This is a genomic window from Pseudoalteromonas sp. 11L1 (assembly GCF_055397545.1).
On sequence record NZ_AP041141.1, the window covers coordinates 2,848,695 to 2,866,143 of the forward strand.

Below are 17,449 nucleotides of genomic sequence, written 5' to 3' on the forward strand. Positions count from 1 at the left end.
AATGAAGAAACTTTTTATTATTTTTGCAGCACTCAGTCTTGCAGCTTGCTCAAAAGTAAGCTTAGAAAATTACGAAAAGATTAAAATAGGTATGGATAAAACAGAAGTTGAAGCTCTTTTAGGCAGTGCTGATAATTGTGTAGAAAAAACACTGCATACCAGCTGTACTTGGGGTAATGACGCTAAAAATATCGAAATTACCTTAGTATCAGACAAAGTAACGCTATACAGCAAAAAAGGACTAACGGATAAATAGTTTAGTTTAAGTAAAAACAGGAATAACCTGTGTTATTCCTCTTTTTTACTGTCGCTGGTGTAAATCAGCTCTATATTAACAATTTTACTGCGATTTAAAGTGATTTTATAGCGCTGATACAGCGCATTATTAGATTCAGTCTGAACGAGTACCATATTTAATTGGTAGCGTCTTTCAACTCCTTGCTTAGAGATTTTATTATTTTCTAAATGGTAGAGCTTCCCTTCCCCCTTTTTTAAATAACGTGCAAATGGTGCAAGATTAAATTGCAATGTTTGTTGTAAGCTATCGTAGCCTGGCAAAAATTCTTTAGCACTGACCCGCGTTTCACTAGCAAAATGCAGCCATTGCGCCGCCTGTTTATTTTGCTGACGACGCTTAGAGAAAATTTTCCTCACTTCTTTAGGGATTTTTTTAAACCGCGTATATTCTAACCAAATAAACTGGCTCGCTACTTTATCTTTTGTAATACTGTTTTTAAAAATAAAGCGCCATTTTGGCCGTCCTCGCACAATAGCACGCCAAATAATACGAGTGATATCCTCTTTAAATATCTCTCTTAACCCGTAAATAACCCCTAAAATCAAAATCAGTGAAGCGGTTATTTCAGTAAAGGTAGAACGTGCATTTAAAATAACCACCATCACAAAAGCCATTATAACGGCTGTTACAGAGCCTTTTACCAAGCGTTTTAAATAACTATTAAGATAACGGGTTTGGCGCTGCAAAATCACACCATGCTCTATTAAACGCTGCAATAGGCGCATTTTATTAGTGATTCTGTTGGCGTCTTTAAGTGTTGAGTCAGAATTATATTGTTGCTCTGCTCGGTAGTCACTTTCTGACTTACAAAAGTTTAATAAGTCATTTCGCTCTTTTGCGTGATCGCTACTGCGCGGCCCTTCATCAAGCAGCTTTAAAAAAGTTTGTTCAATTTGCCAACTTAGGTAATTATCAGCATTGGTATAAAACGGGATCAGCTTTTCGTTATCTGGGGTGTAACGTCTGAGTTTTCTGAGTAAGCTTTGGCTTTGCTCGCAAAGCTCCATGGCCCGTTGATAAAATTCATCGCTTTCTTGAATTTTTAACGCATCTTTAATATCAGCATCAATGGCGAGACGTACTTGATAACAATATAAATTTAAATTTTGTCGGTAGTCTTGCTGCTCACCTTTGTTTTTACTCACAAAGCGGCTTCGCACTAATGGAAGGTGAATGTTATTCGCGTTATAGGCTACAAAAGATTTAAATTGGTTATTAAAGTAAGACTCTTCGCTGAGTGTTTGTGCATTAATTCCCATTTCATTTGGGATAGAAAAATAAAGATCGAGACGCTGCTCTGCACGCGGTGATAATTGCGGTTCAATAACAAACGATAAATTTTCGTCTTGCTTTAACAATGGTGCCTCCTAATTTTACTTACCTGAGTTTACGTGCCTCTTTAATTTTGTTCAACAAAAAAGGCCTAGTAAAAACTAGGCCTTTTAGTGGTTCTAATTAGTTAAAATTAGAATTTTACGTTTACGTTTGCAAAGAAACGACGACCTAGTACATCGTATGTGTACGGGTCAGTGTTTGAATCATTGTTACCAGTGTAGTAAGGAGGCTGTTTATCGAACAAGTTGTTTACACCTGCAGTAAGAGAAACAGTATCATTTACTAGGTAGCTACCACTTAGGTCACTATAGATAACTGATGGTGTTGTAGGTGCATAACACGTGTCTTTATTTAAACATGCGTAGCTATCCATACCCGCGATGTAACGCATTTGGTATTGTGCATCCCAGTTATCGCCAGACACATTAATGGTTAGGTTTGACTTAAGATCTGCGTAACCACCTGAACCAGATGTTACTAACCCTGCGTAATCAACAGGAGAACCAGTTACTTCTACAACATATTCATCTAAGTAAGTTGTATCTAAGCCCGCTTTCCAGTTAAGACCTACTGCTTCAAAGCTGTATGCAAGATTTAAATCAACACCCGATGTCTTTTCAGAACCAATGTTTTGTAATTGGTTGTTAAAAGTAATACGACCCGTAGAGTCTAGATTTACATTTGCTGACTGGCATAGTGCAGAACCTGCATTAGTGTCTACAGCTAAACACTGATCAACAATGTATTGATTGTCTACAGTTGCAATTGCGTTTTCAATTTCAATTGAGTAGTAATCAAGTGTCATTGAGAAACCATCAAACCACTGCGGTTCATACACGATACCCGCAGTAAATGTATCAGCTTCTTCTGGTGTTAATGCATCATTACCACCAACAGTTACTTCAGCCTGCTCTTGTGCACCAGGGAATTCAACTTGATTAAATGATGGAGAGTTACCTGAGTATAATTCTGAAACCGTTGGAGCACGGAAAGCCGTTGAAACAACGCTGCGTAGCATTAATTCATCATTTGCTTTCCATGTTAAACCTAATTTCCATGTATTATCAGAACCAAACGTGCTGTAGTCGAATGCACGAATAGCGGCACTAAGCTCTACATTTTGCGCAAATGGTGCATCTGTTAGTAGTGGAAGCGCAAATTCAACATAGGCTTCGTTTACATCAAAGCCACCTGCTGTTGGTTCAACCATAGGGTCATTTGCAAGGCCTTGCGCAGTTAGTGAATCTGGTGTGAACCACGCTTTTTCTTGACGACGCTCTACACCCGCAGCAAATGCTGCATAACCTGCAGGTAATTCAAATAACTCGCCAGAAACAGATGCCGCGATAATGAATAACTGGCTGCCACCATTATTTACTTCTGTGTATACATTTTTACGGAAATCTTCTGAAGTCCAAGCAGACTGATCTAACGGGTTAAATGTGCCCTTAACTTCGCCATCTACGGTACGTAAAATACTATCGCCGATCGCACCCATGTTGTGTAAGTTACTTAACTTATCAACCGAATCGTTACGGCCGAAGTTCGCTGAAACGTCCCAAGAGTAATCGCCTACAAAACCTTCAGCACCAACAACGGCGCGAACAGTGTCAACTGACTGTTCAAAAATACGTGGACCAGTATCAGACATACGGCGACCGTAGAAAAGGTCATCACCGTACGCATAGTTTGCAGATTCAGTAATGTATTTACCATCAGCATCTACATCTGCGTAACCATCACCGTTACGGTCTACTTTACTTGTGTATGATTGACCAAGAAGTGAGTCACCCATTGATTCATCATATTTAAAACCAAACCATACAGGTTGTGGTGCCATTTGCTGCTCTGACCAACGCTTGGTGTAAGTGAACTCAGCGAATAAACTTGTATCATCACTAATTTCGTAAGTTGCAATACCCGTTAAATTTAAACGCTCCATTGGCGTGTATAAGTAACTTGTTGGTGAAAAGTTGTAACGATCAGCATCAGTAAATGGGTGTAGACCACCTTGACCACTTAAACCGTTGTCGCCTTGTGCTAAGCCAACGCTAACTTCTTCGCCTTTATCGTTTAATGCTGTTGTAGTACTGTCTTGCCAAATGTGACCACCCTCAGCATAAACAGAACCACCGTTACAGTTTAACCCGTTTGCATCTTCTGCGATTGGGCAATCTGAAAAGTCACGATCTGCTTGTGATGCTTTACCACGATCTGTGTACTGCATGCCGATAACGATATTACCTTTATCGAAAGAGCTACCCACAGTGAAATCTATAGAGTTTTCTGTTGCATCGCCTTCACCGGTAATTGCAGAATTTACGTTCATGTCTAGGCCTTCAAAATTATCTTTTAAGATAATATTGACTACGCCTGCTACCGCATCAGTACCGTATACAGCAGATGCACCATCTTTAAGTACTTCTACTTGTTTGATCATCGAAACCGGAATGGTGTTTAAATCAACCGTTGATGCTGCACCAGTACCTGATGCAATCATACGACGACCATTAACAAGTACTAATGTACGGTTAGCACCTAAGCCACGTAAATCGATACGTGCGTTGCCACCCGAACCATTATTAATACCTGGGTTGGTCATTGCACCGCCCGTAGCGGTCATTTTTTGTAAAACACTATCAATACTTGTTGCACCCATAGCTTGAATGTCATCAGCACCGATAAGTGTAACTGGGCTTGCGTTTTCCATGTCTGAACGCTTGATACGAGAACCCGTTACTTGAATTTTTTCAATTGACTTTACTGCTTCGTCTGCAGCTAAAACTTGAACACTTGAGAACATTGGGATTGCTGCAATTACAGCTAAACCAAGAGTTGATTTTTTCATGGATGAACCCTACTTGTTGAAATTTACCTAAATTGGTAACGCTCACTTTTATGAGAATTTTGAGTGAGCGGGGGCAACTTAGGCGCCTTTAACTGAACGAAAACTTAACGGAAGATCACTATATAAACAGCCAAAATTAAGGTACCCCATGAAAGGGACAAAGGTTACAGCATGTTTCATTGTTAATTAATAAAAACAGATAAAAGTCATGAACTTAACCAAGCGCAATCACATAAAAAACATAGGTGAAATCAAATATATGGAGTTTGTAATCAAATGTAATTTAATCATTAATGTGCCCTTAATAGGTAAATTAACATGTTAATCACAGCTCATTATTAAAACGGTAAAACTAGGTGTTAATTACTAACCATATTTATGCAAGTAGATTGTTTATTTAGTCTGAATTTTTTTACTAAAAGTTTTAATCGTGCAAATTTTATGTTTATTGAGAGTTTCAATCTAGATCTATACCTATAAAGGAGTAATAGCAAAACGAGGGTGTAATAGAAGAAAAGTATTTTATTGCATATGTTGGTATAGCGCTGATCAGATTTGATTATTGGGTATCATTGCGCTTACAGTCCCAGCGCTTTAACTTAGTAATGAATGTAGCTTTTTTATGCTGAGCATAAAACAGACCCTAACATCGGCTAGGAAAGAAACTATGCCTCAGGAGTGTGTTACACAAAAAATAGTGCGATTATGAATAATTGAAAACTAAAACATTTTAGTGAGTAACATTAAAATAATATTCAACCGTTTGGTTAACCGAAGTGCTTTCATTAACTGCAGTGAGCACTAATTTCCAAACCATATTTTGCTCTGAGCAAATACCAACCATAGTATCGGCTAACCAAATATTATCTTGTTTAGTAAACTGCAATGGAATGTAACCCATATACATAGTTACTCCCTCCAATTTAGCCGCTGTTATTGTTAGATCATTAGGTAAGTGAGCATAAATTGAAAACGGTGTCTCTGGTGATAAGATTTCTTCGCTTAACCAAACCTTAACTTGATTTTCAAAATGACATGGTTTGTTATTTTTACACTCAGTTTGCGATTGGCTTACTTTTGCTGTTGATGTTGATCCAGAAAAGTCACAACCTAGTAAAAATAATAGAAAAGAAAGTAAGCATACTCTATATATATACATGCAGGTTCTCAAATATCTAATGTATGGGCCCAACATTTAGGGCAAGTTGGTTGATTATCGGCTTTAATGAGTGAGTAAGGTACAAATCACCTCAAAAAATAGACAGCAACTCAATAAAGTTTGATTGATGTCATATTATTACGCAATTGACCTATCTTTTTAAGGCCAAAAAATTTATCATTTCAACCGCAAAAAAAACAAGTATTTCTTGAGATTATTATCTTTGACAACCACATATTGTGGGGTTTAGATAGTATACTTTGGAATAATAGTAGGTCCTACTTTAACAAGTAGGTAATTCATTTCTAAACGCATTTATTGCAGCGGAAGCCAGAAAATGAGCCAAACAGTAGCATCACAAACTGAGTACAATTATAAAGTTGTACGCCAATTCGCTATTATGACAGTGATTTGGGGCATCGTTGGCATGGGTATTGGGGTTCTGATTGCTGCCCAACTAGCTTGGCCAGCACTTAACTTTGACACACCATGGTTAACTTACTCTCGACTTCGTCCGTTACACACGAACGCAGTAATTTTCGCATTTGGTACAAGTGCTCTTTTTGCGACGTCTTATTACGTCGTACAACGTACATGTCAAACGCGCCTTCTTTCAGATAAATTAGCCGCCTTCACCTTTTGGGGTTGGCAGTTAGTGATTGTTCTAGCAGCAATTACTCTACCTATGGGTATTTCAAGTTCTAAAGAGTATGCAGAACTTGAGTGGCCTATCGATATCTTAATTGCTGTTGTTTGGGTAACGTACGCTGTTGTATTTATGGGCACTATTGCTAAACGTAAAGTGGCTCATATTTATGTAGCTAACTGGTTCTATGCTGGTTTCATTATTACTGTTGCAGTACTTCATATTGTTAACAGCATGGCTGTTCCAGTCTCACTAACTAAATCATACTCAATTTACGCCGGTGCGGTTGATGCGATGGTTCAGTGGTGGTACGGGCACAATGCTGTAGGTTTTCTTCTTACTGCTGGCTTCTTAGGTATGATGTATTACTTTGTACCAAAGCAAGCGGGTCGTCCAGTTTACTCATACCGTTTATCGGTTGTTCACTTTTGGGCACTTATCTCGCTTTACATTTGGGCAGGTCCTCACCACCTTCACTACACTGCGCTTCCTGATTGGACGCAAAGCTTAGGTATGGTGATGTCTATTATCTTATTCGTGCCGTCTTGGGGTGGTATGATCAACGGTATTATGACACTTTCAGGCGCATGGCATAAGTTACGTACTGACCCGGTACTTCGTTTCTTAGTGGTTTCATTGTCTTTCTACGGTATGTCGACGTTTGAAGGTCCAATGATGGCAATTAAATCTGTAAATGCGTTATCGCACTACACAGATTGGACAGTAGGTCACGTACACTCAGGTGCATTAGGTTGGGTTGCAATGATTTCTATCGGTGCAATTTACCACCTTATTCCAGCGTTATTCTCGCAAGGTCGTATGTACAGCATTAAATTAATCAATACACACTTCTGGTTACACACTGTGGGTGTTGTTTTATACATTGTTGCAATGTGGATTTCAGGTGTAATGCAAGGCCTAATGTGGCGTGCAGTTAACTCTGACGGTACATTAATGTACAGCTTTGTTCAGTCGTTAGAAGCCTCTCATCCTTTCTATGTTATGCGTTTCTTAGGCGGTGTATTCATCGTTACAGGTATGCTGGTTATGGCTTATAACGTTTATCGTACAGTTTCAGCGAAAAATAACTCGCTAGAACTTGATGAACAAGCGCAGTTAGCATAACGGAGTCAGATAATGAGCAATAAAAATTCGCAAAATAAACACGAAATTATCGAGAAAAATATCGGCCTTATGGCCATCTTGACTGTTTTCGCAATCAGCTTTGGTGCATTGGTAGAAATTACTCCGCTAATGTTCCAAGACGACACAACTAAGCCAGTTGATGGGTTACGCCCGTTAAATGCGCTAGAGTTTGAAGGTCGTGACATTTATGTGCGTGAAGGTTGCGCTAACTGTCACTCACAGATGATTCGTCCATTTCGTGATGAAGTCGAGCGTTACGGTCATTACTCGGTTGCGGGTGAGTCAGTATGGGATCACCCATTCCTGTGGGGCTCTAAACGTACTGGTCCTGACTTAGCACGTGTAGGTAAACGTTACTCAGATGACTGGCATTATGCGCACTTAGTTGACCCACGTGCAGTGGTTCCTGAGTCGAATATGCCAGGCTTCCCTTGGTTAGCAGAGAACACGCTTGATACAAGCCTGACTCTGAAAAAGCTACAAATTTTCCGTGACACGTTTGCTATTAACCCAGAAAACCCAAAACACCCGGGTTTAGGTTATGGCAGTGACGAGGAATTAATCGCTGACATTGCTAAAGTTGACGCAATGAATGACGGTAAAGGTGCAACAGAAATGCAAGCCCTTATTGCTTATTTGCAACAACTTGGCACACATTTGAAGTAGATTATTATGGACTACGGGACATACAGAGGCATTTTGACTCTGGTAATTTTAGTATTATTTATTGTGATTGTTGGATGGGCATATAGTAAGCGCAGTAAAAGTCGTTTTAAAGACGCTGCTAATGTCATATTTGAAGATGAAAAAAAACACAACAATACACTCTCTAACGAGGAAAAGGGGTCTGAGAAATGACTAGCTTTTGGAGTATATGGGTTATTGTATTAACCCTTGCATGCTTAATCATTATCTTTGGTCTACTAGTTTGGAACTTAAAAAACTATGTAGGCGTAAAAGAAGGTGAAAGCTGTGGACATGAGTTTGACGGCATTGAAGAATTAAACAATCCACTACCAAAATGGTGGACATACATGTTCTTCGCAACGTTTGTATGGTCTGTTTATTACTTAGCAGCTTACCCAGGTTTAGGTAACTGGGAAGGCTTAGCAAAGTGGACCAGCTCAAATCAAGGTGTTACCTCTTTAACTGAATCGAAAGAAGCAGTGGTAGACGCTCAAGAAAACGGTCGCTTTGTAAAGCTAGATGCAGAATACCGCGCCGCTGAAGAGCGTTTTGGCCCAATTTTCAATGAATTGGCAAAAACCCCTGTTTTAGAATTGGTTGACTCTAAATTAGCGGGTGATGCAGCTCAGCAAATCGCTCTTGAAAATGGCACTAAACATGAACAAACGCAAGGTCAATTAGCAGTTGAAATTGGTCAACGCTTATTTGCTCAAAACTGTGCGCAATGTCATGGCTCTGATGCTCGTGGTGGTACAGGCTTCCCTAACCTAACAGATAACGACTGGTTATATGGTGGTACGCCTGACAAAATCAGAGAAACGTTACTTTTAGGCCGTGTTGCAGCAATGCCTCCTTGGGGTGATGCATTAGGCGAGCAAGGCGTTAAAGAAATGACGGCTTACGTACTTAGCCTATCTGGTCGTACTGTTAACCAAAAAGATGCCGCGGCAGGTAAAGCGAAATTTGCGATGTGTGCAGCTTGTCATGGTGCAGATGGTAAAGGCTCAGTTGCGCATAACCTACCGTTCGGTGCACCTAATCTAACTGATAACATTTGGTTATACGGTGGTTCTCAACGTGCTGTTGAAGAAACACTAAACCACGGCCGTGCTGGTGTAATGCCTGCTTTTAAAGAGATCTTAGGCGAAGACAAAATTCACCTATTAACTGCTTACGTTTATAGCTTATCGCAAGAAAAATAACGATAAAGTTAACAAAACGTTTCAGTTTTAATCTTTTTATTTCAATAGATTAATACAGATCAAAAAAGCCTCCACTCGGAGGCTTTTTTTTAGTCTTTTTCTTTTATTTATTATAATATAGCTGCACATTCATCAATTTTAGAGCAACTATGCAACCGACTCCGTGGTATAAAAATTTTTGGCCTTGGTTTTTAATCTTCTTCCCTCTAGCTGCAATTATTGGCTGCATTAGTTTATTTATTACAGCCATTGGTAACGGCCCAGATATGGTCGTTGATGACTATTATAAAAAAGGCAAAGCAATTAATTTAGAGCTGATCAAATTTGATAAAGCAAAAGCTTTATATTTACATGGTGACCTCAATGTATCTGATGAGCGAGTAAGCTTTAAATTTACTAAAGGCGATACGAGCAACATTCATGCGCTAAAATTATCGTTTTTTCATCGCACTATAAAAGCTCATGATTTTGAAGCTACCCTCACTCCAAATGCTAATCAAGAGTTTACTGCATTATTAGAAAGCTACACGCCTGGTGCTTACTCAGTGTTTATTGAACCTGTTGATGCTAGTTGGAAAATGAAAGAAAGTGTCACTTTACCAACCACAACCACCATTTTAGTTACTCCTAACTATAAGTAGTATTTAGTATGTCTAAAAATTGCTTTCATTGTCTTGAAAGTGTGCCGGCAGGGTTTGACGCACACGTTATTATAGACAATACCGCTGAGCCAATGTGTTGCATTGGCTGCCAAGCGGTTGCTCAAAACATCATTGACCAAGGAATGACCGACTACTACAAATACCGCACCGTAAGTGCCGGCAAAGTAGAGCAACTGGTTCCTGAACAGCTCGCTTTTATTAAAAGCTATGACAATGAAGATATCCAAGATGAATTTATTAGTACGCACAACAACAACTCTGAGGTATTACTGAGTGTTGAAGGTATAACCTGCGCCGCCTGTGCCTGGCTAATTGAAAAGCAATTATTAAACCTTAAATCGGTAAAACGCGTTGATGTAAATACCTCAACAAATCGTGCCATGATCCACTGGGATAAAAGCGCCACGCCTTTAAGTGAGCTAATTACCTCATTGGCTGAAATAGGTTATAAAGCGTACCCCTTTCAATCTGATTTAGAAGCTCAGCAAAAGCAGCAAACTGCCAAAGCGTATATTCGTCGTCTCGGTGTTGCAGGTTTGATGACCATGCAAGTGATGATGTTTGCCTTTGCAATGTACTTTGGCATGTTCTCTGGAATGGACAGCAATTTTGAACAGTACTTTAGATGGATCAGTTTAATTCTCGCTACCCCCGTTATCCTATACAGCGCCCTGCCCTTTTTAAGTAATGCAATTAATGGCTTAAAAGCAAAACAGTTGAATATGGACTTACCAGTATCATTGGCTATTTTTGGTGCTTATGGCGCTAGCTGTTATGCCACAGTAATGGAAGTAGGCGAGGTTTACTTTGAATCTATTTGTATGTTTACCTTTTTACTCTTATTAGGTAAATACTTAGAATTTAGAGCGCGTTTAAAAGCCAGTGAATTCACTGCTAACTTGCAAAAGTTGTTACCCCTTACTGCCCGTACGCTCGATGAACGCGGTAATGAGCACATCATTGCCGCCAAAAAACTCAAACTTAACGATATTGTGTTAATAAAGGCAGGCGAAACCATTCCTGCTGATGGCATATTAGTTAAAGGCAGTACCAGTGTTGATGAGTCGATGATGACCGGCGAACATCAACCAGTACGAAAGTACATTGATCATAACGTGTATGCAGGCACGGTTAATCATGATGGTATAATTGAAATAAAAATCAACAAGCTAGGCCAAAACACCCTGCTTAATCAAATTATTCGCCTGCAACATAATGCCCTGACAAAACGCCCAAGACTGGTTGAAATTACCGATAAAGTGGCGCAGTGGTTTGTTGCTGTATTACTAGTATTTGCCTCCATAACTGCAATTGGTTGGTATCAGGTAGACCCTGACGTTGCATTTTGGATCACTATTTCGGTGTTAGTGGCCACTTGCCCGTGCGCATTAAGTTTAGCAATTCCAACCGCATTAACCTGTGCTGTAGCAACCTTAACCCGCAAAGGCATATTAATAAAGCAAGCGCATGTGCTCGAAACGCTATCAAAGCTCACTTTATTTGCCTTTGATAAAACAGGTACGCTTACACAAGGTAAATTTAGCCTCGACGTGATTGACATACTTGATGATAACTACAGCAAAGAGCAAATTCTTGATATTGCAGCCCAGCTTGAAAGTTATTCTGAACACCCTATTGCCAGTGCATTTAAGGAGTTTAAAGGACAGCGTAAATTTGACGATGTACAACTCCACCCAGGCATTGGGATAAGCGCCCAGTTTGATAATACCCATTACGCTATTGGTAAAAGTGGCTGGTTTGATACAAAGAAAACCAACGCACAAGCCACGCTTTATATAAACAAGCAGGCTGTTGCACGCTTTTACTTTGTAGATAAAGTTAAAGCTGATGCCGATAAGCTAATTAATGTTTTACAAGCGGCTAACCTTAGTTGCCATATGCTAACTGGTGATGCATCTGATGCGGGTGCCAAAGTAGCTAAAAAGTTAAAGCTTGATTCAGTACTTGCCAGTTGCAGTCCAAAAGATAAACAAAATGCCGTTGATCACTGGTCATCGCAAGGTGAAATTGTTGCTATGGTTGGCGATGGCGTAAACGACAGCCCAGTATTTGCCAGTGCCCATTTATCTATCGCCATGGAAACCGGTGCCGATATATCTAAAAACAGTGCTGATGTTGTATTGCTTAACAGTGACTTAGCTTCAATCTCGCATTTGTTAACTATTGCTAAACAAACACGACGTATAATTAAGCAAAACTTGGCGCTTTCTTTATTATATAATGGCTCTATATTACCGCTAGCGGCTATGGGCTTAGTTGCTCCTTGGATGGCCGTTATTGGTATGTCTGCCAGCTCTATTATTGTGATATGTAATTCACTAAGGCTATTAAAGTTATGAGCATAATTTATATTTTAGTTCCTATCGCTATTTTGTTTGTATTGATTGCTATTGGCGTATTTTTTTGGGCAGTAAAAGGCGAGCAATTCTCTGATTTAAACAAGCAAGGCCACAGTATTTTGTTTGAAGACGACAAAGAGCAGCACAATAAAAGTAATGATTGACCCTATTTTTGTTAGCGCTTTTTTAATGGGTTTAATTGGCAGTGGTCATTGCATTGCTATGTGTGGTGGTATTGCCAGCTCATTACAACTTGCCAGCAATAAACGTCAAACGTGGTTATATTCTCTAGCTTATAACAGCGGTCGAGCTTTAAGTTATATGCTAGCAGGAGCCCTTGTTGCGGGTATTAGTAGCCAGTTTGCTACGCAAAATTCTGCTTTTTCATTATTTCTGTCATTTTTAGCCGGTATTTTTATGTTACTGGTTGGCATTTATATTATGCGCTTAGCCGCCACCTTACAGTGGCTCGAAAAACTGGGTAAAACCCTCATTTGGCAGCATTTAATTAAACTTAATAAATATTTAATGCCCATTGATTCGCCTTTTAAAGCCCTTGGCTATGGCGCGTTATGGGGCTGGTTACCGTGCGGTTTAGTATACTCTGCACTTACTTGGGCAATGACCAGTGGCAACGCTATTAATGGTGCTTTAGTTATGCTGGCATTTGCTCTAGGCACATTTCCTGCCATGATCACCTTAGGTATGGCTGCACAAAAGCTAAATGCGCTTTTTAATCACCCATGGACACGAATAACATTAGGCAGTGTTATCATTTGGTATGGTATCTACCTTCTGATCATTGCAACAGATAAGCTAGTGCATTAACATTATAAAATGTCGTGCATAGAAATTTAACGGATTGAACTTATGGATTTTTCTCAAAGTCGTGCTAAAGGTAATTGTGCCATTAGCTGTAATAACTGCAGTATTAGCCAGTTATGTTTACCATTTTCTTTAAATGGCCAAGAAATGGATAAACTTGATGAGATCATTGAGCGAAAAAAACCATTACACAAAGGTGACTACTTATTTGAATCGGGCGCGCCTTTAAATGCAATTTTTGCGGTTCGTTCGGGTTCGTTTAAATCGTATACATTGTCTGAGCAAGGCGATGAACAAATTACAGGCTTTCATTTAGCTGGCGACCTTGTTGGATTTGATGCCATTAATAAAATGCAGCACCAAAGCTTTTCTCAAGCACTAGAAACCTCAATGGTATGTGAAATCCCCTTTGATACCCTTGATGAACTCGCTGGTAAGTTGCCTAAGCTACGCCAACAAATTATGCGCTTAATGAGTAGTGAAATAACCTACGATCAAGAAATGCTGCTATTACTCAATAAGAAGTCTGCCGAAGAGCGTCTAGCGAGTTTTATTTATAATTTATCAGAGCGTTTTGGTGAACGTGGTTTTTCACGTAAAGAATTTAGATTTACCATGACCCGCGGTGAAATTGGCAACTACCTTGGTTTAACTGTTGAAACTATTAGCCGTTTATTGAGCCGTTTTCAAAAAGCAGATTTAATCAAAGTAGAAGGTAAGTTTATTACTATTTTAGATAATGACGCGCTTGCAAAAACAGCTGCTATTATAAAACCCCGTTAATAATAGTTTCTCATTTTAAAATTAATCCTCCCTAAATCAGAGCGTAATTATTGCAATTATGCTCTATCTCTACTAACACTTTGAGTAGAGGTATTAACCATTCACTTTTAAGAGTCGATGAAGATAATTACTTATCTAGCTCATTTTCTAACATAAAAGCAACTATGTCCTATTACACTCTTATATAGAAGGACAATCTTATGCCTTATTCTTTATTTCTATTTATCACTCTTTCTTTAAGTATTTTATTTAGTAGTCAAGTATCAAGCTCTATGATCCCCGATGATGGAATTGATGACTCACAAGCACTAAAAGACTTGATTTTAAACACTGCAGAAAACTCTGATCTTAAAATAGACAAACCAGGAGTTTACGATATATGTTCAGCTATTATCGTCAGAAACCTTAGTAACATTACTATCACCGCTAATGCTGGCGTCATACTAAAAAAGTGTGACCAATTTGAAGGAGAATATATTTTATCGTTTTATAATTCACGCTTCATAGAAATTAATGGTTTTATTTTTAGAGGGTTAACGACAGACAAAATTAATTATGTTTGGGGTGAGCAAGGTATCCTTTTTGCAGGCTCCGAAGATATTTCAATTAAACATAATCACTTTTATGATTTTGGTGATGCGGCTATAAGAGCAACATCTTCACATTTATCATCCCATGATGCGAATATAAATTCTTTCAGAATTGATATTCGTAATAATTACTTTGAAAATGTCACACAAGTAACAACTACTCACCCGTGGAATAATAACTATGGAGGTACGCATGATATTACAGTTGAAGATAATATTTTTGAGGGATTGAAGGGATCATTGAAATTTGCCACGGTTAAACCTGTATCAAAAGCTCTAGTAAGATATAACACTTTCAAAAACACCAAAGGCACTGCTATAGAAATTACTTATTACTCTAACGTAAAAATTATTGCTAATACCTTTATAGACAGTGATAAGTTTATCCTCAATGCTTACCCTAATAAACCAAGAAGTGTAACGGAGCCTTTTAATTGGGGAAGTATTTATTTTACTCACAACACAGTTTTACGTTCTAAGGGAGGCATTAGAATACAGTCAGATGTAACCGACGAGCTAATAGATGACAAATACGTTAGAGGCATTTATATCAATAACAATCACTTTATTAACGTTGATATGACCGTTTATCCTGAAAAAAAATATTGGTATCTTATTAACTTATTCAGTAGAGGTGGAAAGAGTTATCTGTTTTCTACCATTAAAGATAACGTTTATAACTTACTACCTGAAGTGGGCTTTGTGAAAAAAATGAGTGGATTCACTGTAGAAGATAACACTTTAATAAAACCTGAGAATAATTAAATCTTTATAAAGCCCTACATGCTTTTATCCAAGATAAAGAGTTTTAAAATTAGAGAAACTTTATTTCTTGATATAGAACAATAATCTTAGTGCTTCCCCCTTTAACTGTTGTGTATTTGCGTTACACTAAATATATAACTGTTAAGTGAATGGAGTAGCACAATGGAAACGATTAAACGTATTATCGCGGTTATTGACCCAACTAAAGACGATCAAAATGCCCTCGCGCGTTCAATAGATTTAGCCAAAAAGTCGGGTGCAAGCATTACCGCATTTATGACGGTTTACGATTTCTCTTACGAAATGACTACTATGCTATCAGGCGATGAACGTGAAGCAATGCGTCAAGCCGTCCTTAAAGATCGTGAGCTATGGCTTAAAGAGCTGATCTCTCCTTATCAAAATATAAATATAGATACGCAAGTTATTTGGCATAATCGCCCATACGAGGCAATAATTAATACCGTTATCAATGATAAATACGACTTGGTTATCAAAGGTACGCATCAACATGGCGCACTAAAAGCGGTTATTTTTACTCCTACAGACTGGCATTTAGTTAGAAAATGCCCAACGCCCGTTCTATTTGTTAAAGATATGCAATGGCCAGCACAAGGTAATATTTTAGCTGCTGTGAATGCAGTCAGTGAAAATGAGCAACACCTATCACTTAATAAACGCATAATTAAAGATGCACAATTTTTATGTGAACTCGCTAATGCTAAACTTAACTTAGTTAATGCCTACCCTGCTACACCGGTAAATATTGCCATAGAAATCCCAGAATTTAATCCTGGGCTTTACAACGAATCAGTTAAAAAACATCACATTGAATCAACCAATGAATTAGCTAATGAGTTTAACCTAACCTCTGATCAATGCTTTATTGAAGAGGGATTGCCAGAAGATGTGATACCGGATGTTGCAAATCGTTTAAATAGTGAGTTAGTGGTTATTGGCACTGTGGGACGTACCGGCTTAAGTGCTGCATTAGTGGGTAACACCGCTGAGCATGTTATTGACAGCCTCGATTGTGATGTACTTGCATTGAAACCTGATGGCTATGTAAGTCCACTCGCAGAAAGTTAACGTTTGCTGTAGCTGTGATATTACATATGGCGTATAATACGCCCCTTTATTTTTAGCAATTAATTTTGCCGTACTGTTTATAAGGGGGCGTAGTGTCTCATTCTGCTCAAGCCAAAGCTCAACACAACTTAAATAAGCTTCAAAAGCGTTTACGTCGCCTCACAGGTCAAGCTGTCATGGATTTTAACATGATAGAAGAAGGTGATCGTATCATGGTGTGCTTATCTGGCGGAAAAGACAGTTACACTATGCTCGATATGCTGCAACATTTACAGCGTGTTGCCCCTATCAAGTTTGATCTTTTTGCGGTTAACCTTGACCAAAAACAACCAGGCTTCCCTGAGCATGTACTGCCTGAATACCTTGATAATTTAAATATTGAATACAAAATTGTCGAAGAAGATACCTACAGTATTGTTACCGATATTATTCCTGAAGGTAAAACAACCTGCTCACTTTGCTCTCGTCTGCGTCGTGGTATTTTATATCGTACAGCTAAAGAGCTAGGCGCTACTAAAATCGCATTGGGTCATCACCGCGATGACATGATTGAAACCTTGTTTTTAAATATGTTTTATGGCGGCAAACTTAAAAGTATGCCGGCTAAACTAATGAGCGATAATGGTGAACACATGGTTATTCGCCCATTAGCTTATTGTAAAGAAGCCGATATTAGTCAATACGCATTTAATCAAGGCTACCCTATTATTCCGTGTAACTTATGTGGCTCACAAGAAAACTTACAACGTAAGCACACCAAGAACATGCTAGAACAATGGAATAAAGAGCACCCAGGGCGTATAGAAAGTATTTTTACTGCAATGCAAAATGTTGTACCTTCGCATTTAGCTGATAACCAATTGTTTGATTTTGCTAATCTGCAAACCGGTGACGTTATTGATGGTGGCGATATCGCGTTAGATAAACCAGATATTCCAAAAGCGCCAGTTAATCCTGAACAAGATGAACTAAACCAAGCCGACGTAGTTACCATAAATTTAAGCTAACTTTTAAGGGTTTGCAGTAATGCAAACCCTTCACTCTGTTCTATGCT

The 17,449-nt window shown here is 38.7% G+C and carries 16 protein-coding genes; 13 read left to right on the forward strand and 3 right to left on the reverse strand.

The window, feature by feature from the left end; translation table 11 throughout:
* Window position 1 precedes the first annotated feature (1 nt).
* Window positions 2–256 (forward strand): DUF3862 domain-containing protein, encoded by a 255-nt coding sequence (locus tag ACZ5WS_RS13290; protein WP_178955722.1) that lies wholly within the window; start codon window positions 2–4, stop codon window positions 254–256.
* A gap of 32 nt (window positions 257–288) precedes the next feature.
* Here ACZ5WS_RS13290 and ACZ5WS_RS13295 read toward each other — a convergent pair whose 3' ends face one another.
* The 3 genes from ACZ5WS_RS13295 to ACZ5WS_RS13305 form a co-directional block, all read right to left on the reverse strand.
* Window positions 289–1,656: a hypothetical protein gene (locus tag ACZ5WS_RS13295; RefSeq protein ID WP_464709030.1), complete on the reverse strand. Its 1,368-nt coding sequence runs from the start codon at window positions 1,654–1,656 to the stop codon at window positions 289–291.
* A gap of 107 nt (window positions 1,657–1,763) precedes the next feature.
* Complete coding sequence (locus ACZ5WS_RS13300) at window positions 1,764–4,481, reverse strand: TonB-dependent receptor (RefSeq protein ID WP_464709033.1); 2,718 nt, start codon at window positions 4,479–4,481, stop codon at window positions 1,764–1,766.
* 730 nt (window positions 4,482–5,211) lie between these two features.
* Window positions 5,212–5,640, reverse strand: a complete 429-nt coding sequence (locus tag ACZ5WS_RS13305; RefSeq protein WP_464709035.1) for a hypothetical protein — start codon at window positions 5,638–5,640, stop codon at window positions 5,212–5,214.
* 337 nt (window positions 5,641–5,977) lie between these two features.
* Between ACZ5WS_RS13305 and ccoN the strand changes: the two genes are divergently transcribed.
* From ccoN to ttcA, 12 genes are all read left to right on the forward strand, one after another.
* Entirely contained in the window at window positions 5,978–7,411 is a 1,434-nt protein-coding gene (ccoN, locus tag ACZ5WS_RS13310) for a cytochrome-c oxidase, cbb3-type subunit I (RefSeq protein ID WP_010389600.1), read from the forward strand.
* A 12-nt stretch (window positions 7,412–7,423) separates the two neighbouring features.
* Entirely contained in the window at window positions 7,424–8,098 is a 675-nt protein-coding gene (ccoO, locus tag ACZ5WS_RS13315) for a cytochrome-c oxidase, cbb3-type subunit II (protein WP_008109817.1), read from the forward strand.
* Window positions 8,099–8,104: 6 nt separating this feature from the next.
* Window positions 8,105–8,290, forward strand: a complete 186-nt coding sequence (locus ACZ5WS_RS13320) for a cbb3-type cytochrome oxidase subunit 3 (protein WP_010389598.1) — start codon at window positions 8,105–8,107, stop codon at window positions 8,288–8,290.
* Complete coding sequence (gene ccoP, locus ACZ5WS_RS13325; protein ID WP_178955714.1) at window positions 8,287–9,321, forward strand: cytochrome-c oxidase, cbb3-type subunit III; 1,035 nt, start codon at window positions 8,287–8,289, stop codon at window positions 9,319–9,321. Before ACZ5WS_RS13320 ends, ccoP begins: the two co-directional genes overlap by 4 nt.
* Window positions 9,322–9,470: 149 nt before the next feature.
* Window positions 9,471–9,962 carry a FixH family protein gene (locus ACZ5WS_RS13330; protein ID WP_178955712.1) on the forward strand — a complete coding sequence of 164 codons (492 nt, stop codon included), beginning with the start codon at window positions 9,471–9,473 and terminating at the stop codon, window positions 9,960–9,962.
* An 8-nt stretch (window positions 9,963–9,970) separates the two neighbouring features.
* A complete protein-coding gene (locus ACZ5WS_RS13335) occupies window positions 9,971–12,343 on the forward strand; it encodes a heavy metal translocating P-type ATPase (RefSeq protein WP_178955710.1) in 2,373 nt (790 codons plus the stop codon).
* Entirely contained in the window at window positions 12,340–12,507 is a 168-nt protein-coding gene (gene ccoS, locus ACZ5WS_RS13340; RefSeq protein ID WP_008109812.1) for a cbb3-type cytochrome oxidase assembly protein CcoS, read from the forward strand. The genes ACZ5WS_RS13335 and ccoS overlap by 4 nt, the downstream gene beginning before the upstream one ends.
* The gene (locus ACZ5WS_RS13345) at window positions 12,500–13,171 is read left to right on the forward strand and encodes a sulfite exporter TauE/SafE family protein (RefSeq protein WP_178955708.1); all 672 of its coding nucleotides are present in this window, start codon (window positions 12,500–12,502) and stop codon (window positions 13,169–13,171) included. Before ccoS ends, ACZ5WS_RS13345 begins: the two co-directional genes overlap by 8 nt.
* A 42-nt stretch (window positions 13,172–13,213) precedes the next feature.
* Window positions 13,214–13,951 carry an FNR family transcription factor gene (locus tag ACZ5WS_RS13350; protein ID WP_138607043.1) on the forward strand — a complete coding sequence of 246 codons (738 nt, stop codon included), beginning with the start codon at window positions 13,214–13,216 and terminating at the stop codon, window positions 13,949–13,951.
* A 200-nt stretch (window positions 13,952–14,151) separates the two neighbouring features.
* The gene (locus ACZ5WS_RS13355; RefSeq protein WP_464709051.1) at window positions 14,152–15,306 is read left to right on the forward strand and encodes a right-handed parallel beta-helix repeat-containing protein; all 1,155 of its coding nucleotides are present in this window, start codon (window positions 14,152–14,154) and stop codon (window positions 15,304–15,306) included.
* 162 nt (window positions 15,307–15,468) lie between these two features.
* Entirely contained in the window at window positions 15,469–16,395 is a 927-nt protein-coding gene (gene uspE, locus ACZ5WS_RS13360) for a universal stress protein UspE (protein WP_138607047.1), read from the forward strand.
* 92 nt (window positions 16,396–16,487) lie between these two features.
* Window positions 16,488–17,402, forward strand: a complete 915-nt coding sequence (gene ttcA, locus ACZ5WS_RS13365; protein WP_464709056.1) for a tRNA 2-thiocytidine(32) synthetase TtcA — start codon at window positions 16,488–16,490, stop codon at window positions 17,400–17,402.
* Window positions 17,403–17,449 lie beyond the last annotated feature (47 nt).

Excerpts from the sequence above, each read along its gene's own strand:
- ACZ5WS_RS13290 (WP_178955722.1), top strand. The coding sequence starts at position 2 with ATGAAGAAACTTTTTATTATTTTTGCAGCACTCAGTCTTGCAGCTTGC.
- ACZ5WS_RS13300 (WP_464709033.1), bottom strand. The coding sequence starts at position 4,481 with ATGAAAAAATCAACTCTTGGTTTAGCTGTAATTGCAGCAATCCCAATG.
- ACZ5WS_RS13305 (WP_464709035.1), bottom strand. The coding sequence starts at position 5,640 with ATGTATATATATAGAGTATGCTTACTTTCTTTTCTATTATTTTTACTA.
- ccoN (WP_010389600.1), top strand. The coding sequence starts at position 5,978 with ATGAGCCAAACAGTAGCATCACAAACTGAGTACAATTATAAAGTTGTA.
- ccoO (WP_008109817.1), top strand. The coding sequence starts at position 7,424 with ATGAGCAATAAAAATTCGCAAAATAAACACGAAATTATCGAGAAAAAT.
- ACZ5WS_RS13320 (WP_010389598.1), top strand. The coding sequence starts at position 8,105 with ATGGACTACGGGACATACAGAGGCATTTTGACTCTGGTAATTTTAGTA.
- ccoP (WP_178955714.1), top strand. The coding sequence starts at position 8,287 with ATGACTAGCTTTTGGAGTATATGGGTTATTGTATTAACCCTTGCATGC.
- ACZ5WS_RS13330 (WP_178955712.1), top strand. The coding sequence starts at position 9,471 with ATGCAACCGACTCCGTGGTATAAAAATTTTTGGCCTTGGTTTTTAATC.
- ACZ5WS_RS13335 (WP_178955710.1), top strand. The coding sequence starts at position 9,971 with ATGTCTAAAAATTGCTTTCATTGTCTTGAAAGTGTGCCGGCAGGGTTT.
- ccoS (WP_008109812.1), top strand. The coding sequence starts at position 12,340 with ATGAGCATAATTTATATTTTAGTTCCTATCGCTATTTTGTTTGTATTG.
- ACZ5WS_RS13345 (WP_178955708.1), top strand. The coding sequence starts at position 12,500 with ATGATTGACCCTATTTTTGTTAGCGCTTTTTTAATGGGTTTAATTGGC.
- ACZ5WS_RS13350 (WP_138607043.1), top strand. The coding sequence starts at position 13,214 with ATGGATTTTTCTCAAAGTCGTGCTAAAGGTAATTGTGCCATTAGCTGT.
- ACZ5WS_RS13355 (WP_464709051.1), top strand. The coding sequence starts at position 14,152 with ATGCCTTATTCTTTATTTCTATTTATCACTCTTTCTTTAAGTATTTTA.
- uspE (WP_138607047.1), top strand. The coding sequence starts at position 15,469 with ATGGAAACGATTAAACGTATTATCGCGGTTATTGACCCAACTAAAGAC.